The organism is Streptomyces sp. Ag109_G2-15 (assembly GCF_900215565.1).
Classification (GTDB): Bacteria; Actinomycetota; Actinomycetes; order Streptomycetales; family Streptomycetaceae; genus Streptomyces; species Streptomyces diastatochromogenes.
Map to the genome: position 1 here is coordinate 2,816,751 of NZ_OCNI01000001.1, position 19,973 is coordinate 2,836,723.

General features: G+C 70.3%; 15 protein-coding genes. 6 read left to right on the forward strand and 9 right to left on the reverse strand.

All coding sequences use genetic code 11. From position 1 onward, the window contains the following. Positions 1-5: 5 nt before the first annotated feature. Positions 6-1,349, reverse strand: a complete 1,344-nt coding sequence (locus CRP49_RS12505; protein ID WP_257033380.1) for a polysaccharide lyase family 1 protein — start codon at positions 1,347-1,349, stop codon at positions 6-8. 100 nt (positions 1,350-1,449) lie between these two features. Further along, positions 1,450-1,797: a DoxX family protein gene (locus CRP49_RS12510; RefSeq protein WP_097253439.1), complete on the reverse strand. Its 348-nt coding sequence runs from the start codon at positions 1,795-1,797 to the stop codon at positions 1,450-1,452. 92 nt (positions 1,798-1,889) lie between these two features. On the opposite strand from CRP49_RS12510, the gene CRP49_RS12515 reads away from it, so the two are divergent. Next, complete coding sequence (locus CRP49_RS12515; protein ID WP_097253440.1) at positions 1,890-2,558, forward strand: nucleotidyl transferase AbiEii/AbiGii toxin family protein; 669 nt, start codon at positions 1,890-1,892, stop codon at positions 2,556-2,558. Positions 2,559-2,570: 12 nt separating this feature from the next. On the opposite strand, the gene CRP49_RS12520 is transcribed toward CRP49_RS12515, so the two are convergent. Both CRP49_RS12520 and aspS read right to left on the reverse strand, forming a co-directional pair. Continuing rightward, positions 2,571-3,461: an intradiol ring-cleavage dioxygenase gene (locus tag CRP49_RS12520; RefSeq protein WP_097253441.1), complete on the reverse strand. Its 891-nt coding sequence runs from the start codon at positions 3,459-3,461 to the stop codon at positions 2,571-2,573. A 130-nt stretch (positions 3,462-3,591) separates the two neighbouring features. Then, positions 3,592-5,355 carry an aspartate--tRNA ligase gene (gene aspS / locus CRP49_RS12525; RefSeq protein ID WP_097253442.1) on the reverse strand — a complete coding sequence of 588 codons (1,764 nt, stop codon included), beginning with the start codon at positions 5,353-5,355 and terminating at the stop codon, positions 3,592-3,594. Positions 5,356-5,645: 290 nt separating this feature from the next. On the opposite strand from aspS, the gene CRP49_RS12530 reads away from it, so the two are divergent. Then, complete coding sequence (locus CRP49_RS12530; RefSeq protein WP_097253443.1) at positions 5,646-7,760, forward strand: SpoIIE family protein phosphatase; 2,115 nt, start codon at positions 5,646-5,648, stop codon at positions 7,758-7,760. On the opposite strand, the gene CRP49_RS12535 is transcribed toward CRP49_RS12530, so the two are convergent. The 4 genes from CRP49_RS12535 to CRP49_RS12550 all read right to left on the reverse strand — a co-directional run bounded on the left by CRP49_RS12535 (position 7,721) and on the right by CRP49_RS12550 (position 12,601). Next, positions 7,721-8,767 (reverse strand): AI-2E family transporter, encoded by a 1,047-nt coding sequence (locus tag CRP49_RS12535; protein WP_097253444.1) that lies wholly within the window; start codon positions 8,765-8,767, stop codon positions 7,721-7,723. The two genes, CRP49_RS12530 and CRP49_RS12535, sit on opposite strands and share 40 nt — an antisense overlap. 134 nt (positions 8,768-8,901) lie before the next feature. Continuing rightward, positions 8,902-9,879, reverse strand: coding sequence for a pirin family protein (locus CRP49_RS12540; protein ID WP_097253445.1), 978 nt, complete (start codon positions 9,877-9,879; stop codon positions 8,902-8,904). Between the two features lie 132 nt (positions 9,880-10,011). Beyond that, the gene (locus CRP49_RS12545) at positions 10,012-11,943 is read right to left on the reverse strand and encodes a YncE family protein (RefSeq protein ID WP_179851594.1); all 1,932 of its coding nucleotides are present in this window, start codon (positions 11,941-11,943) and stop codon (positions 10,012-10,014) included. 193 nt (positions 11,944-12,136) lie between these two features. Next, positions 12,137-12,601 carry an SseB family protein gene (locus tag CRP49_RS12550; RefSeq protein WP_094218542.1) on the reverse strand — a complete coding sequence of 155 codons (465 nt, stop codon included), beginning with the start codon at positions 12,599-12,601 and terminating at the stop codon, positions 12,137-12,139. 143 nt (positions 12,602-12,744) lie between these two features. Between CRP49_RS12550 and CRP49_RS12555 the strand changes: the two genes are divergently transcribed. From CRP49_RS12555 to CRP49_RS12570, 4 genes are all read left to right on the forward strand, one after another. After that, positions 12,745-14,571: an acyl-CoA dehydrogenase gene (locus CRP49_RS12555; RefSeq protein WP_097253447.1), complete on the forward strand. Its 1,827-nt coding sequence runs from the start codon at positions 12,745-12,747 to the stop codon at positions 14,569-14,571. A gap of 94 nt (positions 14,572-14,665) precedes the next feature. Then, positions 14,666-15,964, forward strand: coding sequence for a M18 family aminopeptidase (locus CRP49_RS12560; RefSeq protein ID WP_097253448.1), 1,299 nt, complete (start codon positions 14,666-14,668; stop codon positions 15,962-15,964). Positions 15,965-16,088: 124 nt separating this feature from the next. Continuing rightward, entirely contained in the window at positions 16,089-17,729 is a 1,641-nt protein-coding gene (locus CRP49_RS12565; RefSeq protein WP_097253449.1) for a hypothetical protein, read from the forward strand. A 95-nt stretch (positions 17,730-17,824) separates the two neighbouring features. Beyond that, positions 17,825-18,076 carry a hypothetical protein gene (locus CRP49_RS12570; protein ID WP_097253450.1) on the forward strand — a complete coding sequence of 84 codons (252 nt, stop codon included), beginning with the start codon at positions 17,825-17,827 and terminating at the stop codon, positions 18,074-18,076. A gap of 10 nt (positions 18,077-18,086) precedes the next feature. Here CRP49_RS12570 and CRP49_RS12575 read toward each other — a convergent pair whose 3' ends face one another. Beyond that, positions 18,087-19,910 carry a thioredoxin-like domain-containing protein gene (locus CRP49_RS12575; protein ID WP_097253451.1) on the reverse strand — a complete coding sequence of 608 codons (1,824 nt, stop codon included), beginning with the start codon at positions 19,908-19,910 and terminating at the stop codon, positions 18,087-18,089. Positions 19,911-19,973: the final 63 nt, after the last annotated feature.

The following is a 19,973-nucleotide window of genomic DNA, read 5'->3' on the forward strand; positions in this document are numbered from 1 at the left end:
CGCGTCTACTTCAGCACCCCGGCGCCGGTCGTCGTCGCCAGCTCGGTCGGCAGGTTCTTCGCGGACGTCTCCAGGCCCGCGGTGAGCGTCGGCGTCCAGTTCACCGTCGTCTTGATCTTCTTCGACGAGGCGGAGTTGTACGCGGCGACGAGGTCGGTCACCGTCCCGTTGACGAGGTTGCCGCCGCCCGCGACGGACCCCGTACCATCACCGCTCAGAAGCTTGGAGACCTTGCCGCCGCTCGGCACCTTCCAGTAGTTGTCCTCGGCGACGACCTGGGCCTTGGCGCGCGAGTTGATGCTGTACAGCGGGGCGTACCCGTCGAGGGTCGTCGTGTCGTACACGTTGTTGTACACGTGGATCTGGCCGATGCGGGCGAGCGGCGCCCGCTGCACGATGCCCTTCCACACGTTGTGGTGGATGGAGACGTGCAGCTTGCCGGTGCTGTCCGTGTCGCTGCTGCCGATCAGCATCGTCTTGTCGTGGTCGACGAACCGGTTGCGCTCGACGGTGACCAGGTCGGAGCCCTTGGTGATGTCGAGGGCGCCGTCGTGGATCTGGTACTCGCGGCCGTAGTACTTGGGGTTGGCGCTGTCGAGGTGGGGCGCGTCGGTGAACGTGTTGTGGTCCGCCCACACATGGCTGGCGGCCCGCAGCGTCACGGCGTCGTAGGCGGAGTTCCAGTTGCCGTCGTCCCCGTCGGTCGGGTCCCACTGCGGGAAGCAGTCCTCGGTGGCGGAGAAGGCGAGGTTGCGGATGATGACGTTGTCGACGTCCTTCACCTGGAGGCTGCCGCCGGTGATCCCGGCGTTGGTGCCCGGGACGCCCACGATGCTGGTGTTGGCGGGCACCTTGAAGACGATGTTCTTGGCCTGCTTGGCCTGGGCGGCGGCGCGGGCCTTCTCCTGGGTGCCGGAGGGCAGCTTGGAGCGGCCGTAGGTGGCGGGGTCGTACGCCTTCAGGTAGGCGGAGAGCGAGTACCCGGTCCCCGCCGCATAGTCCGCGCAGCTCACCTTCTTCCCGCTGTCATCGGTGTTGGCGTCGATGGTGCCCTTGATCTTGACGATCCGGGGCGTGGTGTCGGAGGCCGACCCCAGCGCCTTCACGAGCTGCGCCCGGGTGGAGACGGTGAAGGTGTGCGCGGAGTCGGCCTTCGCGCCGCCGGTGGTCCCCGTGCCCGAGGCGGCCCAGCCGTCCTTGGCGGGCAGCGTCTGGTGGTACAGGTCGGCGGCGTCGGCGTTCGCGTTCATCACGAACACACCGGCGCCGACGCCCGCGACCACGACGGCGGCGGACACGGCGAGGGTGCGCCGCTTACGGAGGGACCGGCGGTGGGAGGAGGCTGCCACGGAGGAGTCCTTAGGGTCTGCTGAAGATGCCTTACGACCCCTCAGTGGCCGCCGCTCCCGGTTAAGTTGCCGCGCGGCACACATTTCCTTTTCCCGCCGGCTAGGCCAGGTACCCGAGCACGAGCGCACCGACCACGGGCGCCGCGTAGACGAGCGGAAACGAAATGTGCGAGTACCACCGCGCCCGGGCCACGGTCACCGCGGCCCCCACGAAGTAGACCACCAGCCCCACCCCCGCCAGCACCCCGACAACCGGCACGAACAACCCCACCACCAGCCCCACGGCCCCCGCGGCCTTGGCCACCCCCAGCGGGGTCCACCACCCCCGCGGCACCCGGTAGTCGGTGAGCGCCTGCACGATCCACTGGGCCCGCATGAGCAACACGGTCCCGGAGAACCCGGCCATCAGCGCGGCGAGCAGGGTGACGACGACATAGGCGGTACGCATGAGAGGCTCCCAACGAGCGATCACTGAGTGACGGACACCCCTCTGACCCGCGTCGTCGCGCGTGTGTGACAGGAAGCCAGAAAAATCTTCCCGTGAACATTCCCGAACCTCACGGACGACTCCTCGCGGACGTCGTCTTCGTCGGCAGCCCCTACGTTCTCGTGCTCGCCGGCGGATACGCCCTCCAGGCGCACGGCCTGCTGGAGCGCCCCCATGCCAACCTCGACTTCGCCACCGAGAGTGTCGAGGTCATGGACCGGATCGCCGGTGCCGTCGGTGCGGCGCTGGAGGCGCGGGGGCGGCAGGTGCGGGTCGGGGCCGGCACCGTGCTGACCGCGCAGCTGACCGTCACGGACCCGCCGACCGGTGAACCGTGTGCGCTCGCGCTGCACAAGGAGGCGTTCTGGCAGCCGCCGCAGCTCACCGAGTACGGCCCCACCCTCTCCCTGGAGGACGCCGTCGGCACGAAGATCCGGGCCCTGTACGACCGGGGCGCGGCCGTCGACCTGATCGACGCGCAGGCGGCGGCGACCCGCTTCTCCCTCCCCGACCTGGAGGAACTGGGCCGCCGCCACGCCCACGACCCCTTCGACCTGCCCACCCTCCAGTCCCGCCTCACCGGAACGGACTGGTACGCGGATGCGGACTTCGTCCGTTACGGATTGTCCGAACCGCAGGTCAACGACCTGCGCGCCTGGGCCCAGCGCTGGTCCGACGACATCGCCGAGCGGTTGTTGGAGGACGGTGCGTCCCCCGACTGACGGGCATCGGCGTCAGCTGCCGTTGTTCGTGATGTCCGGGGCCACGCCGAGGGTGAGATGGGCGCGTACGCCCCTGGCGATGTGCTTCCTGTCGTACGCGAGGTACAGCAGGCCGCCCGCGTGACCGTTGCCCGGGTAGATCGTGTCCTCGTCGAGGGTGGTGCGGGTCGTGGTGTTGGTGGAGTACGGCTCCACGTCCCCCGTCAGCAGCACCGCCTTCTCGGCGAAGAACAGCTGCCCGGTGTGGCAGGTGTGGCCGCCCTCGTAGCCGGCGTCGGTCCACGTCCCGTCGACGTGCACCTTGACGTGGATGTGCACGCAGCGGCCCTGGTACCAGCCGGGGAACACCGTCCGGAAGGTGACGTGGCCGTGTTTGTCCGTGCGCCAGGTGCCGCGCAGGTAGCGCTTGTCGTCGGTGGGTTCCTGGTGCCCGCCGCCACCGCCACCGGGCCCTCCGGAAGGGGGCGCGCCCGTCGGCGTGCCCGTGGGAGTCTGCGTCGGCGTGCCCGACGGCGCCGGGCCGCCGCCCCCGCCCCCGCCGCTGCCCATCGCCTCGTACCCGGAGTAGACGCCCACGGCGTTGCAGTGCCAGATGTCGACCGCCGCGTCCCTCAGTGGCCTGCAGGTCTCCGCGTCGATCACCTTGAGCTTGAGCGCGAGGGGGATGCCCTCCTCGTCCTCGGTGACGTCCTGCCGGATCTTGTCGGCGTCGATGTAGTACGGCCCCTCGACCAGTTCCGAGGTCAGCGTGTAGCACGCGTCCTCCGAGGCGTCCTCCTGCGCGGAGGCGCTGACGGCGAAGGCGCCGCCGACCCCCACCGCCGTGATGGCCACACCGCCGGCCGCCAGCATCGTACGGCGCGTCAACTTGCCCATGTCCTGCGGTTCCTGAGTATCCGTCATGGCCAGGACCGTAGAAGCGGGGAACCCCGCGGGAACATCGGAAAGAGCTGTGAATCGAGGTGCGCAAGCGGAAGGGCTCGAAACCGACGCCGGTTTCGAGCCCTTCCTGCCGATCCTGCCGAACCGTGCCCTACTTCGGCTGCGGCTTCCGGATGTTCAGGTGCAGCTCCCGCAGGCGGGTCTCGTCCAGCTCGGTCGGGGCACCCATCATCAGGTCCTGGGCGTTGCCGTTGAGCGGGAAGGCGATCGTCTCGCGGATGTTGGGCTCGTCGGCGAGGAGCATGACGATACGGTCGACGCCGGGCGCGATGCCACCGTGCGGCGGGGCGCCGAAGCGGAACGCGCGGAGCATGCCGGCGAACTTCTCCTCGACGGTGTCGCGGTCGTAACCCGCGATCTCGAAGGCCTTCAGCATGATCTCGGGCTCGTGGTTCCGGATCGCGCCCGAGGACAGCTCGACGCCGTTGCAGACGATGTCGTACTGCCAGCCGAGGATGTCCAGCGGGTCCTGGGTCTCCAGGGCCTCCAGGCCGCCCTGCGGCATCGAGAAGGGGTTGTGGGAGAAGTCGATCCCGCCGGTCTCCTCGTCCTTCTCGTACATCGGGAAGTCGACGATCCAGCAGAAGCGGAAGACGCCCTCCTCGAAGTGGCCGGCGCGCCGGGCCGCCTCGACACGGACCGCGCCCATGATCTTCGAGACCTCGTCGAACTCGCCCGCGCCGAAGAAGACCGCGTGGCCGGGGGCCAGGGAGAGACGCTTGGTCAGCTCCGCGACGTTGTCCTCGGTGAGGAACTTCGCGATCGGGCCGGACAGCGAGCCGTCCTCGGCCACGCGCACCCAGGCCAGACCCTTGGCGCCCTGCTCGACGGCGTACTCACCGAGCTGGTCGAAGAACTTGCGGGGCTGCGCGGAGACGTCCGGCACCGGCAGCGCGCGCACGTGCTTGCCCGCGAACGCCTTGAACTCCGAGCCCTCGAAGACATCGGTGATGTCCACCAGCTCCAGCTTGGCGCGCAGGTCCGGCTTGTCGGAGCCGTACTTCAGCATCGCCTCGCGGAACGGGATGCGCGGGAAGGGGCTGGTGACGTGACGGCCGTTGCCGAACTCCTCGAAGAGTTCGGTCATCAGCTTCTCGACCGGCTGGAAGATGTCCTCCTGCTCGACGAAGGACATCTCGATGTCGAGCTGGTAGAACTCGCCCGGCGAGCGGTCCGCGCGGGCGTCCTCGTCGCGGAAGCAGGGCGCGATCTGGAAGTAGCGGTCGAAGCCGGAGATCATCAGCAGCTGCTTGAACTGCTGCGGGGCCTGCGGCAGCGCGTAGAACTTGCCCGGGTGCACACGGGAGGGGACCACGTAGTCGCGGGCGCCCTCGGGGGAGGTGGCGGACAAGATCGGCGTCGCCATCTCGTTGAAGCCCATCGCCGCCATCTTGTGCCGCATCGCGGAGATCACGGCCGTACGCAGCATGATGTTGCGGTGCATGCGCTCACGGCGCAGGTCCAGGAAGCGGTACTCCAGGCGCCGCTCCTCGTTGACCCCGTCCTCGGCGTTGATCGTGAAGGGCAGCGGGGCGGCCGCGCCGAGCAGCTCGACCTCGCCGACCTCGACCTCGATCTCACCGGTGGGCAGGTCGGGGTTCACGTTCTCGGTTCCACGTGAAACAACCTGGCCGTCGACGCGGACCGTCGACTCCTTGGTGATCTTGTCCAGGGCCTCGTACGCGGGCGTGCCGGGACGGGCCACCAGCTGCGTGATGCCGTGGTGGTCGCGCAGATCGATGAAGAGGATGCCGCCCAGGTCGCGCCGATTGTGCAGCCAGCCACTCAGCCGGACGTCGGTGCCGACGTCAGAGGCGCGGAGCTGGCCGCAGGTGTGGGACCTGTACCGATGCATCGTCGTTCATCGTCCTTCGTGGTGGGGTGATGACTGTCGGGGCTGCCGCCCCGACGGGAGCCGGGCACGGGGCCCGGACCCATCAAGGGTACCGGGCGGCCCAAGATCGGCTCCCCACCTTTTCCCCCGCCCACCGGCACACCTTTTCCCCCGCCCACCCGCCCGGCTTCCCCGCCCGCCCGGCACCGGCTCCAGGCCGGCTTTCGGCAATACCTCCAACAGCGTCAGCACTCACCGATCAGCCCTTCTCACACTGGCACTCACCGAACAGATCTTCTTAAAGTGGGGCAATGCGCACAGGCGAGCCACTGCCGTCCGTCGGTGACGTCCTCGTCGCCCTCGCGACCGGGATGTGGCACTGGGACACGGCCGCCGGGCTGGTCACCGTGGATGCGGAGGCAGCGCGGCTGCTGGGGCTGCCCGCGGAGCCGGTCACCCTCACGGAGGCCCAGACCCGGGCCCGTCTCCACCCGGTCGACTGGAACGAGATCACCGGGGTGGTGCAGCTCGCGGTGGCCGAGGGCACGCTGGCCGAGGTGCGCATCCGGATCATGGACGAGCAGGGGCGGATCGTCCGGGTCGTACGCAGCCGTTCGAAGCCGTCGTACCACCCCGAGCGGCACGCGTACGAGCTGATCGGCACCCTCCAGGAGGTCACCGAGCCCACTCCGGGCACGCCGGCGGGCCGCAGGGCGGTCACCGGGGACTGGCGGCGCTCCCGGGAGGCGTTCCTGCTGGACGCGGGCCGGGCGCTGGCGGAGGCGCGGTCCACCGCGGAGGTGCTGCGGGTCGCGGCCGGGCTGTCCATGCCCGGGTTCTCCCCGGACGGGCTGGCGGTGTTCGGCGTGGAGGGCGACCGGCTCACGATCATCGGCCACCACGGGCACCAGCCCGGCGACGACGGCCCCTTCTCCCACATGTCGCTGGCCACGGACTACCCGGCCGCCGAGGTCGTACGCACCGGCCGGGCCGTCTATCTCTCCTCCCCCGCGGAGTACAAGGAGCGCTACCCGGTCACCTGGCCGCTCGCCGAGAAGTTCGGCCGGTCCTCGTGGGGGTTCCTGCCGCTGACGGCGGCCGGACGCACGATGGGCGCCTGGATGGCGGCCTTCACGTACCCCGTGGCCTTCACCCCCGACGAGCGGGCCGTCCTGACCACGGTCGCCCGGATGCTCGCGCAGGCCCTGTCCCGGGCCGGTGCCGCCGACTCCCAGCGGGAGCTGGCGGAGGGCCTGCAGCGCTCCCTGCTGCCCTCGCTGGGCCCGGAGATCCCCGGGATGGGCGTGGCCGCCCGCTACGTCCCGACCGGGGGCGGACTGCAGGTCGGCGGCGACTGGTACGACATGATCCCGCTGCCGAGCGGCCGGTTCGCGCTGGCCATCGGGGACGTCCAGGGGCATGACGTGCGGGCGGCCGGCCTGATGGGCCAGCTGCGGATCGCGCTGCGCGCCTACGCCTCCGAGGGGCACCGCCCGGACGCCGTGCTCACCCGCGCCTCCCGCTTCCTGCACGGCATCACCCACGACGAGCACATGACCGACCTGCGCTTCGCGACCTGCCTGTACGTGGAGGCCGACCCGGCGACCGGGCAGCTGGAGATCGCCCGCGCCGGGCACCCGGACCCGGCGATCCGGATGGCCGACGGCACGGTGATGATGCGGCCGGTGGTGGGCGGGCTGCCGCTGGGCATCGACCCGGACGCCGACTACCCGACGACCCGGTTCACGCTGGAGCCCGGCGAGACCATGATGATCTGCACCGACGGTCTGATCGAGACCGGCGGGCACGACATGGAGAGCGGCTGGCGACGCATCCGCGCGATCCTGGAGGACCACCGGGGCGATACGGAGTCGCTGGCCGACGCGCTGGTGCAGGGCGTGCACGGGCCGTCCTCGCACCACACCACCGGCCCGCTGGCCGACCGCCGCGAGGACGACATCGCGGTCCTGCTGCTGTGCCGCCCCGCGGAGGACACGGCCGTACGGCCGACGGTACGGCGCACGCTGCTGTCGGTGGCGCAGGACGAGCCCGAGCGGATCGCCGAGGCCCGCCGGCACCTGCGCGAGCTGCTGCACGACTGGGCCTCGGACGAGCAGGTGGACTCCGCGGTGCTGCTGGTCTCCGAGATGGTCACCAACGTCCTCGTCCACACCGACGCCGACTCGCTGCTGCTCGCCGAGGTCACCGGGGAGCCGGGCGGGCGGCGGCTGCGGGTGGAGGTCTCGGACGCCGGCGACGACCTCCCGCACCGGCGCCGCCCGGGCGAGCTGGCCTCCTCCGGCCGCGGCCTCATCCTGATCGAACTGCTCGCGCACGTGTGGGGGGTGGACCCTCGGGGCGAGGGCAAGAGCATCTGGTTCGAGCTCTACGAGTCCGACGGCGCGGGGGCGCCGTACCGCGTGTGAAGTTCGTGTACGACGCCGAAGGCGGCGGCGGTCAGGGGCACCGCGAGGAGCATGCCGAGGATGCCCGCGACGGACGCGCCGGCGGTGATCGCCAGCATCACCACCGCGGGGTGCATCTGCACGGTCCGGCTCTGGATCATCGGCTGGAGCACATGCCCCTCCAGGACCTGCACCGCGAGCACGACCCCGAGCGCCCACAGCGCGATGACGAAGCCGCGGTCGGCGAGGGCGACCAGCACGGAGATCGCGCCGGAGAGGAAGGCGCCGAGGTAGGGGATGTAGGCGGTGACGAAGACGAGCGCCGCGAGGCCGACCGCGCCGGGCACGCGCAGGATCAGCAGGCCGATGCCGATGAGGATCGCGTCGATGAGGGCGATGACGGTCGTACCGCGCATGAACCCCTCGACGGCCTCGTAGGCGCGCCGCGCCATGGCCTCCAGCGTGTCGGCGGTGCCCCCGGGCGCGACGGCCCGCAGGGTCTCGACGACGCGGTGGGAGTCGCGCAGGAAGAAGAAGACGAGCAGCAGCGCGAGGACGGCCATGGCGATGCTCTCGCCGACGACACTGACCCCGCTGATGACGTTGGAGGCCGCGGTCCCCCCGAACTCGCTGAGCAGCTTGCGCGAGTTGGCGGCGAGGTCGTCGAGCCCGGTCCCGGCGGCTCCGAAGTGCTGCGCCACGGACTTGGCGGCCTGCCGAAGGGAGGCGATGATCTGGTCGCCGGTGTCGATGAGCGCGGCGACGACGATGTAGACGGCGCCACCGACGACGGCCACGACGGCCACGCAGGTCACCCCGGCCGCGAGCGACCGCTGCACCCCCGCGGCCACGAGCCTGCGGTGCAGGGGCCCGAGCAGGGCGGTCCCGAGCAGGGCGAGCAGCACCGGGGTGACCGCGGTCCGGAACTCCGCACACAGCCGCACCCCGACCCACCCGACCCCGGCGACGAGCAGCAGAACGACGCACCAGGCGGCGAGCCGGCGAACGGGCTCGGGCAGCAACGACACGCTCCCAGCGGAGCATGGGGGGCTACGGCTGTCCTGCGGCGGGACGCCAGGCGGGTGAGACCGGCGTCCCAGCTGACGCCGTCGCCCGGCCCGCCGGAGTGGCGGACCGGGCGACGGTCGGGAGACGGGTCGGGTCAGCCCTGCGGGCCGCCCTCCGACATCCCGTGCACCGCCGGGATCGTCCCCAGGCGCCCCTTCTGGAAGTCCTCGAAGGCCTGCATCAGTTCGTCCTTGGTGTTCATGACGAACGGGCCGTAGTGGGCCATGGGCTCACGGATCGGCTGTCCGCCGAGGAGGACGACCTCCAGGTCCGGGGTGTGCGAGTCCTGCTTCTCGTCCGCGCGGACGGTCAGCGAGGAGCCGGCGCCGAACACGGCGGTCTGGCCCAGGTGGATCGGGCGGCGGTCGGTGCCGACCGAGCCACGCCCCGCCAGGACGTACGCGAGGCCGTTGAAGTCCTCGCGCCAGGGCAGGGTGATCTCGGCGCCCGGGGCGAGGGTCGCGTGGATCATCGTGATCGGGGTGTGGGTGATGCCGGGGCCCTGGTGGCCGTCCAGTTCGCCCGCAATGACGCGCAGGAGCGCGCCGCCGTCGGGGGTGGTCAGCAGCTGGACGTTGCCGCCGCGGATGTCCTGGTAGCGCGGGGCCATCATCTTGTCCTTGGCCGGGAGGTTCACCCACAGCTGCAGGCCGTGGAACAGGCCCCCGGACATGACGAGCGACTCCGGCGGGGCCTCGATGTGCAGGAGGCCCGAGCCCGCCGTCATCCACTGGGTGTCGCCGTTGGTGATGGTGCCGCCACCGCCGTTGGAGTCCTGGTGGTCGAAGATCCCGTCGATGATGTAGGTGACGGTTTCGAAGCCCCGGTGGGGGTGCCACGGGGTGCCCTTGGGCTCGCCCGGCGCGTACTCCACCTCGCCCATCTGGTCCATCATGATGAACGGGTCGAGGTGGCGGTAGTTGATCCCGGCGAACGCCCGGCGCACCGGGAAACCCTCACCCTCGAAGCCGCTCGGCGCGGTCGTGACGGCCAGCACGGGGCGGGCCACGGCGTCGGCCGGCGCGGCCACGCGGGGCAGCGTCAGCGGGTTCTCGACGGTCACTGCAGGCATGTCGGTACCTCCTTGTGCGCCCACTTTAGTTGAGCGTTGAACTTTCTGCCACCCATAACAGCGAAAGCCCGGAGGGCATTCCCTCCGGGCCGTCGATGTCGCACAGGCAGCCGGGTGCGTGGGTCGGCTGTGTCAGTTGCCGAAGTACAGGTACTTCCACGAGCCGTACGTCGTGGAGTTCACGGAGTCACCGGACGAGCCGTTGACGTACACCGAGCGCATCCGGGCCCGGATGCCCGACTCGCCGGGTGCCCCGAGCTGGACGGCCGACTTCCCGTTCGCACCGAGCGGGAAGTACTGCGAGTCCGCCGAGTGCCACGAGCCCTGGTAGTAGACCTGCAGATCGAAGCGCTGCTTACGGCCCGGGTAGTAGCTCATCGTCGTGGTGAGCAGGGGGTCGGTGTTCTTGTGGAACCAGTAGTACGACGTCGAGCCGATCTTGGCCGTCTTGTAGTGCTTGGTCACGGCGGTGGAGATCTTGACCCGGGCGTACGCCGTGGACGTCACCGTCTTCGGCTTGTAGCGGGAGTCGCCCGAGAAGACCGCGGTGACCGTCGTGTCGCGGGTCATGTCCACCCACGCGCTGATGTCGCCGGAGGAGTTGACCTTGCCGGTCTTGATCAGCTTCTTCCCCTTGTCACTGCCGAAGGGGTCCGCGTAGATCGAGACCGAGCGGTTCTTGTACGTCGTGGCGAGATGCGCGCCGAACTTGACGTCGGTGCCGTAGTTGTACAGCTTGCCGTTGTTGTTCAGCGTCAGCGAGGTCGAGGCACGGGAGACATCGACGCTGTCGGAGGCGCCGGTCGGCAGGTGATCGGCGTCGCCCGCGTAGGCGACCTTGTAGGTGACCTTGCCACCGGCCGACGGGGTGTCGGTGAAGGAGTAGCCGCCGTCCGCCTTCACGGTGACCGAGGGGAGGGTCTTGCCGCTCGGGCTCTCCAGGTCGGTACGGGTGACGGTCAGCTCGGTGCCGGTGGAGAAGGGGACCGTCGCCGTGATCTTGCCCGTCACGGTGAGCTGCTTGGCACGCGTGGCCGTCGCCGGGGCGTTCACCGAGAGGGTCGGGACGCTGCGCGCCGGGTCGGTGAGCGCCTTGAGCGTGTAGCCGCCGGGCGACGACACGAGCGCGAAGATCCGGGAGGAGTCCGGGGCCCAGGCAAGGTCGGACGTGTCGGCGGCGTAGGTGCGGATCGGCTTGGCCGCGTCGGGCCGGTAGACCGCCACCTGGCTCTCGCCGAGCTGGGCCACCAGGCCGTTCGGGGCGATGTCCGCGTGGTGCCCGGACGGGTAGGCGCCGGCCGCGGTGAACTTCCCGTCGGCGTAGGCGTGCCGGAACGTGCCGTCGACCAGGACCTGCCGGGCTCCGGGCACGAGTTCGATGTCGTTGACGTACTCCACGTCGCTCTGCTGCGAGGCGACCAGCCGCGGCGTGCCGCCGGAGACGTCGACCACGGCCATCAGGCCCTTGGACGGGTCGTAGAAGTCGCTCGCGCCGATGGCCAGCAGTCCGGGCGCGGACGGGTCGGTGTCCAGAAGCCCGGCGGCGGAGACCCCGGTGTTCTCCAGCGGGAGCTGCCCGAGCGACACCGGGTCGGTCCCTGCGACCGGGTCCACCGCCGGGTCGATCGAGCCCAGGTCGCCCTCCGCCCCCGCCTCGTAGGTGAACCAGACCTTGCCGCCCACGTACTCGAGGTGCAGCGGGCCGGTGGTGGCGGCCACGGGGTAGCGGGCCTTGACGTCGAGGGTGGCCGCGTCGAGCGCCACGATCTCGTGGCTGACCCGCGCCGTGGCGTACAGGGTGCTGCCGTCGTCGGAGAGCGCCAGGTCGAAGATGCCGTCGATGCCGCTCACCGAGTCGACGCGGTTGCCGTTGTAGTCGAAGGCGACGATCCGGTCGTTCGTGTCGTCGCCTACGAAGACCCGCTTGAGCGTGTCGTTCACGACGATGCCCTCGGGCGAGCCGATGGTGGCGGTCACGGCCGACGCCGACCCCGCGGACACGACGCTCAGCGCCGCCGAGCCGAACAGGACCGCGAGCGCCGTCGCGGCCGAAGTGCTGCGCATGCGCACAGTGATGAACCCCCACGAAAAAACCCGGGATCACCGGGAGACGAGAGCGCCGCGCGACACCCGGACGCGACCGCGGAAGAGCGGTTGCACACGGGGCGCGGCTGCCTGGGCACCCTATGGCATGCCTGCGACAAACCAGGGCCGCATTTCGCCGGGGGGCGGTCAGCCGTCCGTGAGGCTACGGCGCCTAGCCGTACATCCTGCGCATCGCGAAGTCGACCATCTGCTCGACCGCCTTGGCGTCGAACACCATCCGGTGCTCGCCCTCCATGTCCAGGACGAAGCCGTACCCGGTCGGCAGCAGGTCGATCACCTCGGCACCGGTGATCACGAAGTACTTGGACTCCTTGCCCGCGTACCGGCGCAGCTCCTTGAGCGAGGTGAACATCGGGATCACCGGCTGCTGGGTGTTGTGCAGGGCCAGGAAGCCGGGGGTGTCACCGCGCGGGCAGTACACCTTCGACGTGGCGAAGATCTGCTGGAAGTCCTCGGCGGACATCTGCCCGGTGGTGAAGGCGCGCACCGCGTCCGCGAGCGAGGGCGGGGACGGCTCGGGGTACAGCGGCGGCTGCTGCCCGTAGCCGCCGGACATCGGCTGCTGGGGTGCGGCGTACTGCTGCTGAGCACCGACGTTCTGGTCGTAGCCGTACATGCCCCAAAGAGTAACGAGTCACAGATGAAGGGATCAGGCTTGCGTCTTATTACCGACGGGTAGCATCATCGTAGCTACTTGTTGGTACGTGAACCAGATGCGAGGAGCCAGTGCCTCGCCGAGTCCTAAACGGAGCCGTCACCATGGGGCACTACAAGTCCAATCTCCGCGACATCGAGTTCAACCTGTTCGAAGTACTCGGCCGCGACAAGCTGTACGGCACCGGTCCGTTCGAGGAGATGGACACGGAGACCGCCAAGAGCGTCCTCGAGGAGCTGACCCGCCTCGCCGAGAACGAGCTGGCCGAGTCCTTCGCGGACGCCGACCGCAACCCGCCGGTCTTCGACCCCGCGACGAACACCGCCCCGGTCCCGGCGTCCTTCAAGAAGAGCTACAAGGCCTTCATGGACTCCGAGTACTGGCGGCTCGGCCTGCCCGAGGAGATCGGCGGCACCACCTCCCCGCGCTCCCTGATCTGGGCGTACGCGGAGCTGCTGCTCGGCTCGAACCCGGCCGTGTGGATGTACGCCTCCGGCCCGGCGTTCGCCGGCATCCTCTTCGAGGAGGGCAACGACGTCCAGAAGCACATCGCGAAGATCGCGGTCGAGCGGACCTGGGGCTCCACCATGGTCCTCACCGAGCCCGACGCGGGCTCCGACGTGGGCGCCGGCCGCACCAAGGCGGTCCAGCAGGAGGACGGCTCCTGGCACATCGAGGGCGTGAAGCGCTTCATCACCTCCGGTGAGCACGACATGGAGGAGAACATCCTTCACTACGTGCTGGCGCGTCCCGAGGGTGCCGGTCCGGGCACCAAGGGCCTGTCCCTCTTCCTCGTCCCGAAGTACCTCTTCGACTTCGAGACCGGCGAGCTGGGCGAGCGCAACGGCGTGTACGCGACGAACGTCGAGCACAAGATGGGCCTGAAGGCCTCCAACACCTGCGAGATGACCTTCGGCGACCAGCACCCCGCCAAGGGCTGGCTGATCGGCGACAAGCACGACGGCATCCGCCAGATGTTCCGCATCATCGAGTTCGCCCGCATGATGGTCGGCACGAAGGCGATCTCCACGCTGTCCACCGGCTACCTCAACGCCCTTGAGTACGCCAAGGAGCGCGTCCAGGGTCCCGACCTCGCGCAGTTCATGGACAAGACCGCGCCCAAGGTCACCATCACGCACCACCCGGACGTGCGCCGCTCGCTGATGACGCAGAAGGCGTACGCGGAGGGCATGCGCGCCCTGGTCCTCTACACCGCGTCGGTCCAGGACGAGATCCAGGTCAAGGAGGCCGCCGGCGAGGACTTCTCCGCGCTGGAGGCGCTCAACGACCTGCTCCTGCCGATCGTGAAGGGCTACGGCTCCGAGAAGGGCTACGAGCAGCTCGCCCAGTCCCTGCAGACCTTCGGCGGCTCCGGCTTCCTGCAGGAGTACCCGATCGAGCAGTACATCCGGGACGCCAAGATCGACACCCTGTACGAGGGCACCACGGCGATCCAGGGCCAGGACTTCTTCTTCCGGAAGATCGTCCGCAACCAGGGCGCCGCCCTGAACTCCCTCGCCGAGGACATCAAGAAGTTCCTGGCGCTCGGCACCGGCGGCGAGGAGCTGGCCGGCGCCCGCGAGCACCTCGCGAAGGCGGCCATCGAGCTGGAGGCGATCGTCGGCCTGATGCTGACCGACCTCGCGGCCACCGAGCAGGACGTCAAGAACATCTACAAGGTGGGCCTGAACACCACCCGCCTGCTGCTGGCCTCCGGTGACGTGGTCGTCGGCTACCTGCTGCTCAAGGGCGCCGCCATCGCCGCCGAGAAGCTGCAGACGGCCTCCGCGAAGGACAAGGCCTTCTACACGGGCAAGATCGCGGCGGCGAAGTTCTTCGCGGCCAACGTCCTGCCGGGCGTCACCCTGGCCCGCAAGGTCTCGGAGACGGTCGACCTCGACCTGATGGAGCTGGACGAGGCCGCGTTCTAGCCTGCCGAAGGACCCGCTCCGCACCCACTGATCGCCTGCGTGGGCCCGCTCCCGTACCGGGGGCGGGCCCACGCACGTCGTTAAGGTAAGCCCCATGAGCGCACCAGCCCGCTTCGACCGCGGCCACACCGACGACCTGATGTCCTTCCTGGCGGCGAGCCCGTCGCCGTACCACGCCGTGGCGAACAGCGCCGAGCGGCTGGAGAAGGCGGGCTTCCGGCAGGTCGCCGAGACGGACGCCTGGGACGGGTCGAGCGGCGGCAGGTACGTGCTGCGCGGTGGGGCGATCGTGGCCTGGTACGTCCCCGAAGGCACCCAGCCGCACACGCCGTTCCGGATCGTCGGCGCGCACACCGACTCGCCCAACCTCAGGGTCAAGCCGCGGCCGGACGCGGGGGCGCACGGCTGGCGGCAGGTCGCGGTGGAGATCTACGGCGGCCCGCTGCTGAACTCGTGGCTCGACCGGGACCTGGGCCTGGCCGGGCGGCTGACCCTGCGCGACGGCACCGCGGTGCTGGTCAACGTGGACCGGCCGCTGCTGCGGGTGCCCCAACTCGCCATCCACCTGGACCGTTCGGTGTCCTCGGAGGGCCTCAAGCTCGACAAGCAGCGCCATCTGCAGCCGGTGTGGGGGCTCGGCGACGACCTGCGCGACGGCGATCTGATCGCCTTCCTGGAGGTGGAGGCGGGTCTCACGGCAGGCTCGGTGGCCGGCTGGGACCTGATGACGCACCCGGTGGAGGCGCCCGCGTATCTCGGCCGGGACCGCGAGCTGGTCGCCGGTCCCCGGATGGACAACCTGCTGTCGGTGCACGCCGGCGCGGCCGCCCTGGTCGCCGCCGCGACCTCCGGCGCCCCGCTCACCCACATCCCCGTGCTGGCCGCCTTCGACCACGAGGAGAACGGCTCGCAGTCGGACACCGGCGCGGACGGCCCGCTGCTCGGCACCGTGCTGGAGCGCTCGGTGTTCGCGCGCGGCGGCTCGTACGAGGACCGGGCCCGCTCCTTCGCCGGCACGGTCTGTCTGTCCTCCGACACGGGCCACGCCGTCCACCCCAACTACGCCGAGCGGCACGACCCGACGCACCACCCGCGCGTCAACGGCGGTCCGATCCTCAAGGTCAACGTCAACAACCGCTATGCCACGGACGGTTCGGGCCGGGCGGTGTTCGCCGCGGCCTGCGAGAAGGCGGGCGTGCCGGTGCAGACCTTCGTCTCCAACAACTCGATGCCCTGCGGCACCACGATCGGCCCGATCACCGCGGCCCGGCACGGCATCCGGACCGTCGACATCGGCGTGGCGATCCTGTCGATGCACAGCGTGCGCGAACTGTGCGGCGCCGACGACCCGTTCCTGCTGGCGAACGCGCTGACGGCGTTCCTGGAGGGCTGAGTCCCACCGCTCGTCCCCCCTGCGAAACCGTTATTTTTGAACCTGTTCAAACAAGGTTGCCGCAGCGTACGATGCGCTTCGCTCTTCAATTATCTGCGTATCCGGTCTCGTGGGGGGACTACACGTGCGAAAGAGATCCCTGGCCCTCGCCTGCGCCTCCGTCGCGGCGGGCGTGCTGCTCGGCCCGGTCCCGGCGGCGCACGCGGCGGTGGCGCCCGAGCTGTTCTGGGTGGGCAGCGCCGAGTCGCCGGCCAGTGGCCTGGTGGCCCTGTCCGCCCAGTCCGACAGCCCGATCACCTCGATCACGGCGCACCTGTACGCGCCCGACTCCGCCGCCGGTGACCCGGAGGTCGCCGAGGTCAGCGACTTCACCCTGAACTCGGGCACGGCGCAGTCGGGCGTATGGCAGACCGGCACCCCGCTGCGCCTGGCCGACCTCGGCACCTACCGTGTCGTGGTCGATGTGACCGACGCGGACGGGGACACGTCCTCGACGCAGGGCGCCAACGGCTACGACTACTGGCTCCAGGCCCATCTGACGGACTTCCAGGTCACGCCCCGGAACCCGGACTACGAGCACCAGGACGTCTCCGTCTCCGGGCGCTACACGATCGAGGACCCGCGCACCGGCGGGACGACCCCGGCGGACGGGCAGGTGAGGGTCTCGACGGCCAACACCGGCGACTCCACCATGGTCCCGGTCGACAGCGACGGCCGCTTCTCCTACTCGTACACACAGACCTACGAGTACGGCGGCTCGGTCAGCCCCTGGCTGTACCCCGCCGGCACCGAGCCCTTCGCGCAGGACGCCACCAACGTGGACGTCGATCCCGTGCAGTCCGAGACGCGCGTGACCCTCGACGCCGCCGAACTGGACGTCAAGGGCGGCCAGGCGGCGACCGTCTCCGGCACCGCCGAGGTGTACGTCGGCGGGGCGTGGAAGCCGCTCGCCGGGGCCAACGTCGACGAGGTGTGGCAGAGCGACATCGGTTCCGCGGGCGCCCACCCCGTCACGAACGCCGCCGGCCGCTTCTCCGGGCAGCTGACCATGTCGAGCACCGGCTCGGTCGAGGTGCAGGTCCGCAGCGGCACGTACGTGAAGACGAGCCCACTGCAGACGGTCAAGGTGTACGTCGCGAAGAAGACGTCCCTCACCGACTTCACCGCGACGCTGAACAAGTACTCCGAGCTGACCGCCAAGGGCATGCTGCACACCGGCTCCAGCGTCCCCGGGTACGCGGACAACAAGGTCGAGCTGCAGTACTCCGCCGACGGTAAGACCGGCTGGAAGACGATGAAGACCGTCACCCCGGGCAGCTCCGACCCCGAGTCCGGCGCGCCGTTCAAGGGCACCTTCGACGCGCCCTACAAGGGCTACTACCGGGCGCACTTCAAGGGCAGCCGCTACTGGCAGGAGTCGTACAGCAAGGTCGTGTACGCCCAGCGCACCCCGACCCGGATCACCGGCGGCAACGCCTCCCCGGAGCCGGTCCGCAAGGGCCGCACGATCACCTACAAGGGCAAGCTGCAGCACTACACCTCGGGCGCCTGGAAGGCCTACGGCGGCCAGAAGGTGAAGATCCTCTTCCGCCCCAAGGGCTCCTCCAGCTGGTACGACATGGGCAACGCCACCACCCGCACCGACGGCACGTTCAGCAAGGGCACCACGGCGTCGAAGGACGGCACCTGGGTCGCGGTGCTCCTGTACCCGAACAGCACGCACCTGGTGAGTGCCGGGTACGAGGACTACGTCGACGTGGTCTGAGGCGCCGTCACCGTCCGCCCCGGGCATGCCCGGGGCGGACTCGGGTACCCGGACGGCTCCGGAGATTCCGGAACCGGAAGGGGAGGCGAGAACTCATGGGCCTAGGCGGATGCATCATCCTGATCGCCGTGGGAGCCATCCTCACGTTCGCGACCGACTGGCACATGCAGGGCGTCAACCTGGACGTCGTCGGCGTCATCCTGATGGCGGTCGGCCTCATCGGCACCGCCACGTTCAGCGGCATCGCACGGAACCGGCGGATCGTCGTGCCGTCGGCGCCGGTGGTCGAGGAGGAACCCCACCACCATCACCGCGCCGACAGCTACACGGACGGCTACGGCGTGTGACCTCCCCCGGTCACTGGTCGTCCATCCCGGCCAGGACGAGGGGCAGCCGGTCCGCCCCGCCCTCGGTGAGGCGGACCGGGACGCCCCAGTCCTGCTGGTGGACGTGGCAGGCGGGGTATTCGACCGACGGGTCGTCGTCGCAGCTCGCGGCTATCGCGGAGACGTGCAGGACGCCCTCCGTGACGGCCGGGTTCAGCTCCAGGGTCCGGGACAGGTCCGTGCCGGCGCCCTCACCCTTGAGCAGCAGCTCGGGCGGGGTGGAGGAGACCAGGACCCGGGTCGAGGGGCCGTAGCTGGTGTCGAGCTTCTGGCCGGCGGGAGCCTGGAAGACGACGTCCAACTGGAGCCGGCCGGGGGCTATTTCGGTGGCCGCGCGCTGGGTGCGGTGGGCGACGGCCGCCACCCGCACCGCCGCCTCCGGCAGGCGCAGGCGGGTCAGGCGGTGCCGGGCCGACTCGACGACCACGATGTCCTCGCCGACGAGCACGGCGTCGCTGGGCTCCCGCAGATCCGTGGCGAGGGTGGTCACTTCACCGGTCGCGGGGTCGTAGCGGCGCAGGGCGTGGTTGTAGGTGTCGGCGACGGCGACCGAGCCGTCCGGGAGGGCGGTGACGCCCAGCGGGTGCTGGAACAGGGCCTGCTCGGCGGCGCCGTCCCGGTGGCCGAAGTCGAACAGGCCCTCGCCGACGGCGGTGTGGACGTGTCCCTCCAGGTCGACCCAGCGCAGGGCGGAGGTCTCGGAGTCGGCGAGCCAGAGCCGGTCGGCGGTGGCCGCGAGGCCGGAGGGCTGCGCGAACCAGGCCTCGGCGCCGGGGCCGTCGACCAGGCCCTCGTTGGTGGTGCCGGCCCCGACGGCGACGGTCCGCGTGGCCGGGTCGTACGTCCACAGCTGGTGGACGCCCGCCATGGCGATCCACACCTTGCCGCCGAACACCGCCACGTCCCAGGGGGAGGAGAGGTCGACCTCGCGGGCCGGGCCGCAGGTCGGGGACCCCTGCCACCACTGCCGTCCGGTGCCGGCCAGGGTGGTCACCTCTCCGGTGGCGAGGTCCAGGCGGCGCAGGGCGTGGTTGACGGTGTCCGCGACGATCACGGAGGTGCCGTCGTCGAGCAGTGCCAGGCCCTGCGGCTCGTTGAAGGAGGCCTGCTGCGGGCCGCCGTCGGCGAACCCGCGCGTGCCGGTGCCGATCCGCCGTACGACGGTCTCGGCGTCCTCGGCCAGCTCCACCAGCTGGTGCCGGGTGGTGTCGCTGACCAGGAAGGTCCCGCCGGGCAGCAGCAGCGCCTTGCCGGGGAAGCGCAGCACCGTCGGCTCGGGCTCCGGCGGCACGTACGGCCCGTCGCCGCGGCGCAGGGTGCCCTTCGCCTCGTGCTCGGCCTCCAGTTCCTGGACCAGCCGCTCGATGGCGTGCACATGGCCCTCACCGGCGTGCTGGGCGACCACGTAGCCCTCGGGGTCGACGACGACTAGGGTCGGCCAGGCCCGGACCGCGTACTGCTTCCAGGTGGCCAGCTCGGGGTCGTCCAGCACCGGATGCTCCACGCCGTACCGCTCCACCGCGTCCACGACCGCCGCGTGCTCGGCCTCGTGCACGAACTTCGGCGAGTGCACGCCTATGACCACCACCGTGTCCCGGTGCTTCTCCTCCAGCTCGCGCAGCTCGTCCAGGACGTGCAGGCAGTTGATGCAGCAGAAGGTCCAGAAGTCCAGGACGACGATGCGTCCGCGCAGGTCGGCCAGGGTGTACTGCTTGTCTCCGGTGTTCAGCCAGCCGCCCTTGCCTATCAGCTCGGGGGCGCGGACGCGGGCACGTCGGGGTGCGGAGTCGGTCATGGCCCCAAGAGTGCCACCCGGCTCCGACACCCGCTTCGACGCCTGTGGATAACCCGGGCGTGG

Excerpts from the sequence above, each read along its gene's own strand:
- CRP49_RS12530 (WP_097253443.1), top strand. The coding sequence starts at position 5,646 with ATGCGCACAGGCGAGCCACTGCCGTCCGTCGGTGACGTCCTCGTCGCC.
- CRP49_RS12570 (WP_097253450.1), top strand. The coding sequence starts at position 17,825 with ATGGGCCTAGGCGGATGCATCATCCTGATCGCCGTGGGAGCCATCCTC.
- CRP49_RS12540 (WP_097253445.1), bottom strand. The coding sequence starts at position 9,879 with ATGCCTGCAGTGACCGTCGAGAACCCGCTGACGCTGCCCCGCGTGGCC.
- CRP49_RS12575 (WP_097253451.1), bottom strand. The coding sequence starts at position 19,910 with ATGACCGACTCCGCACCCCGACGTGCCCGCGTCCGCGCCCCCGAGCTG.
- CRP49_RS12510 (WP_097253439.1), bottom strand. The coding sequence starts at position 1,797 with ATGCGTACCGCCTATGTCGTCGTCACCCTGCTCGCCGCGCTGATGGCC.
- CRP49_RS12520 (WP_097253441.1), bottom strand. The coding sequence starts at position 3,461 with ATGACGGATACTCAGGAACCGCAGGACATGGGCAAGTTGACGCGCCGT.
- CRP49_RS12560 (WP_097253448.1), top strand. The coding sequence starts at position 14,666 with ATGAGCGCACCAGCCCGCTTCGACCGCGGCCACACCGACGACCTGATG.
- CRP49_RS12545 (WP_179851594.1), bottom strand. The coding sequence starts at position 11,943 with ATGCGCAGCACTTCGGCCGCGACGGCGCTCGCGGTCCTGTTCGGCTCG.
- CRP49_RS12555 (WP_097253447.1), top strand. The coding sequence starts at position 12,745 with ATGGGGCACTACAAGTCCAATCTCCGCGACATCGAGTTCAACCTGTTC.
- aspS (WP_097253442.1), bottom strand. The coding sequence starts at position 5,355 with ATGCATCGGTACAGGTCCCACACCTGCGGCCAGCTCCGCGCCTCTGAC.
- CRP49_RS12550 (WP_094218542.1), bottom strand. The coding sequence starts at position 12,601 with ATGTACGGCTACGACCAGAACGTCGGTGCTCAGCAGCAGTACGCCGCA.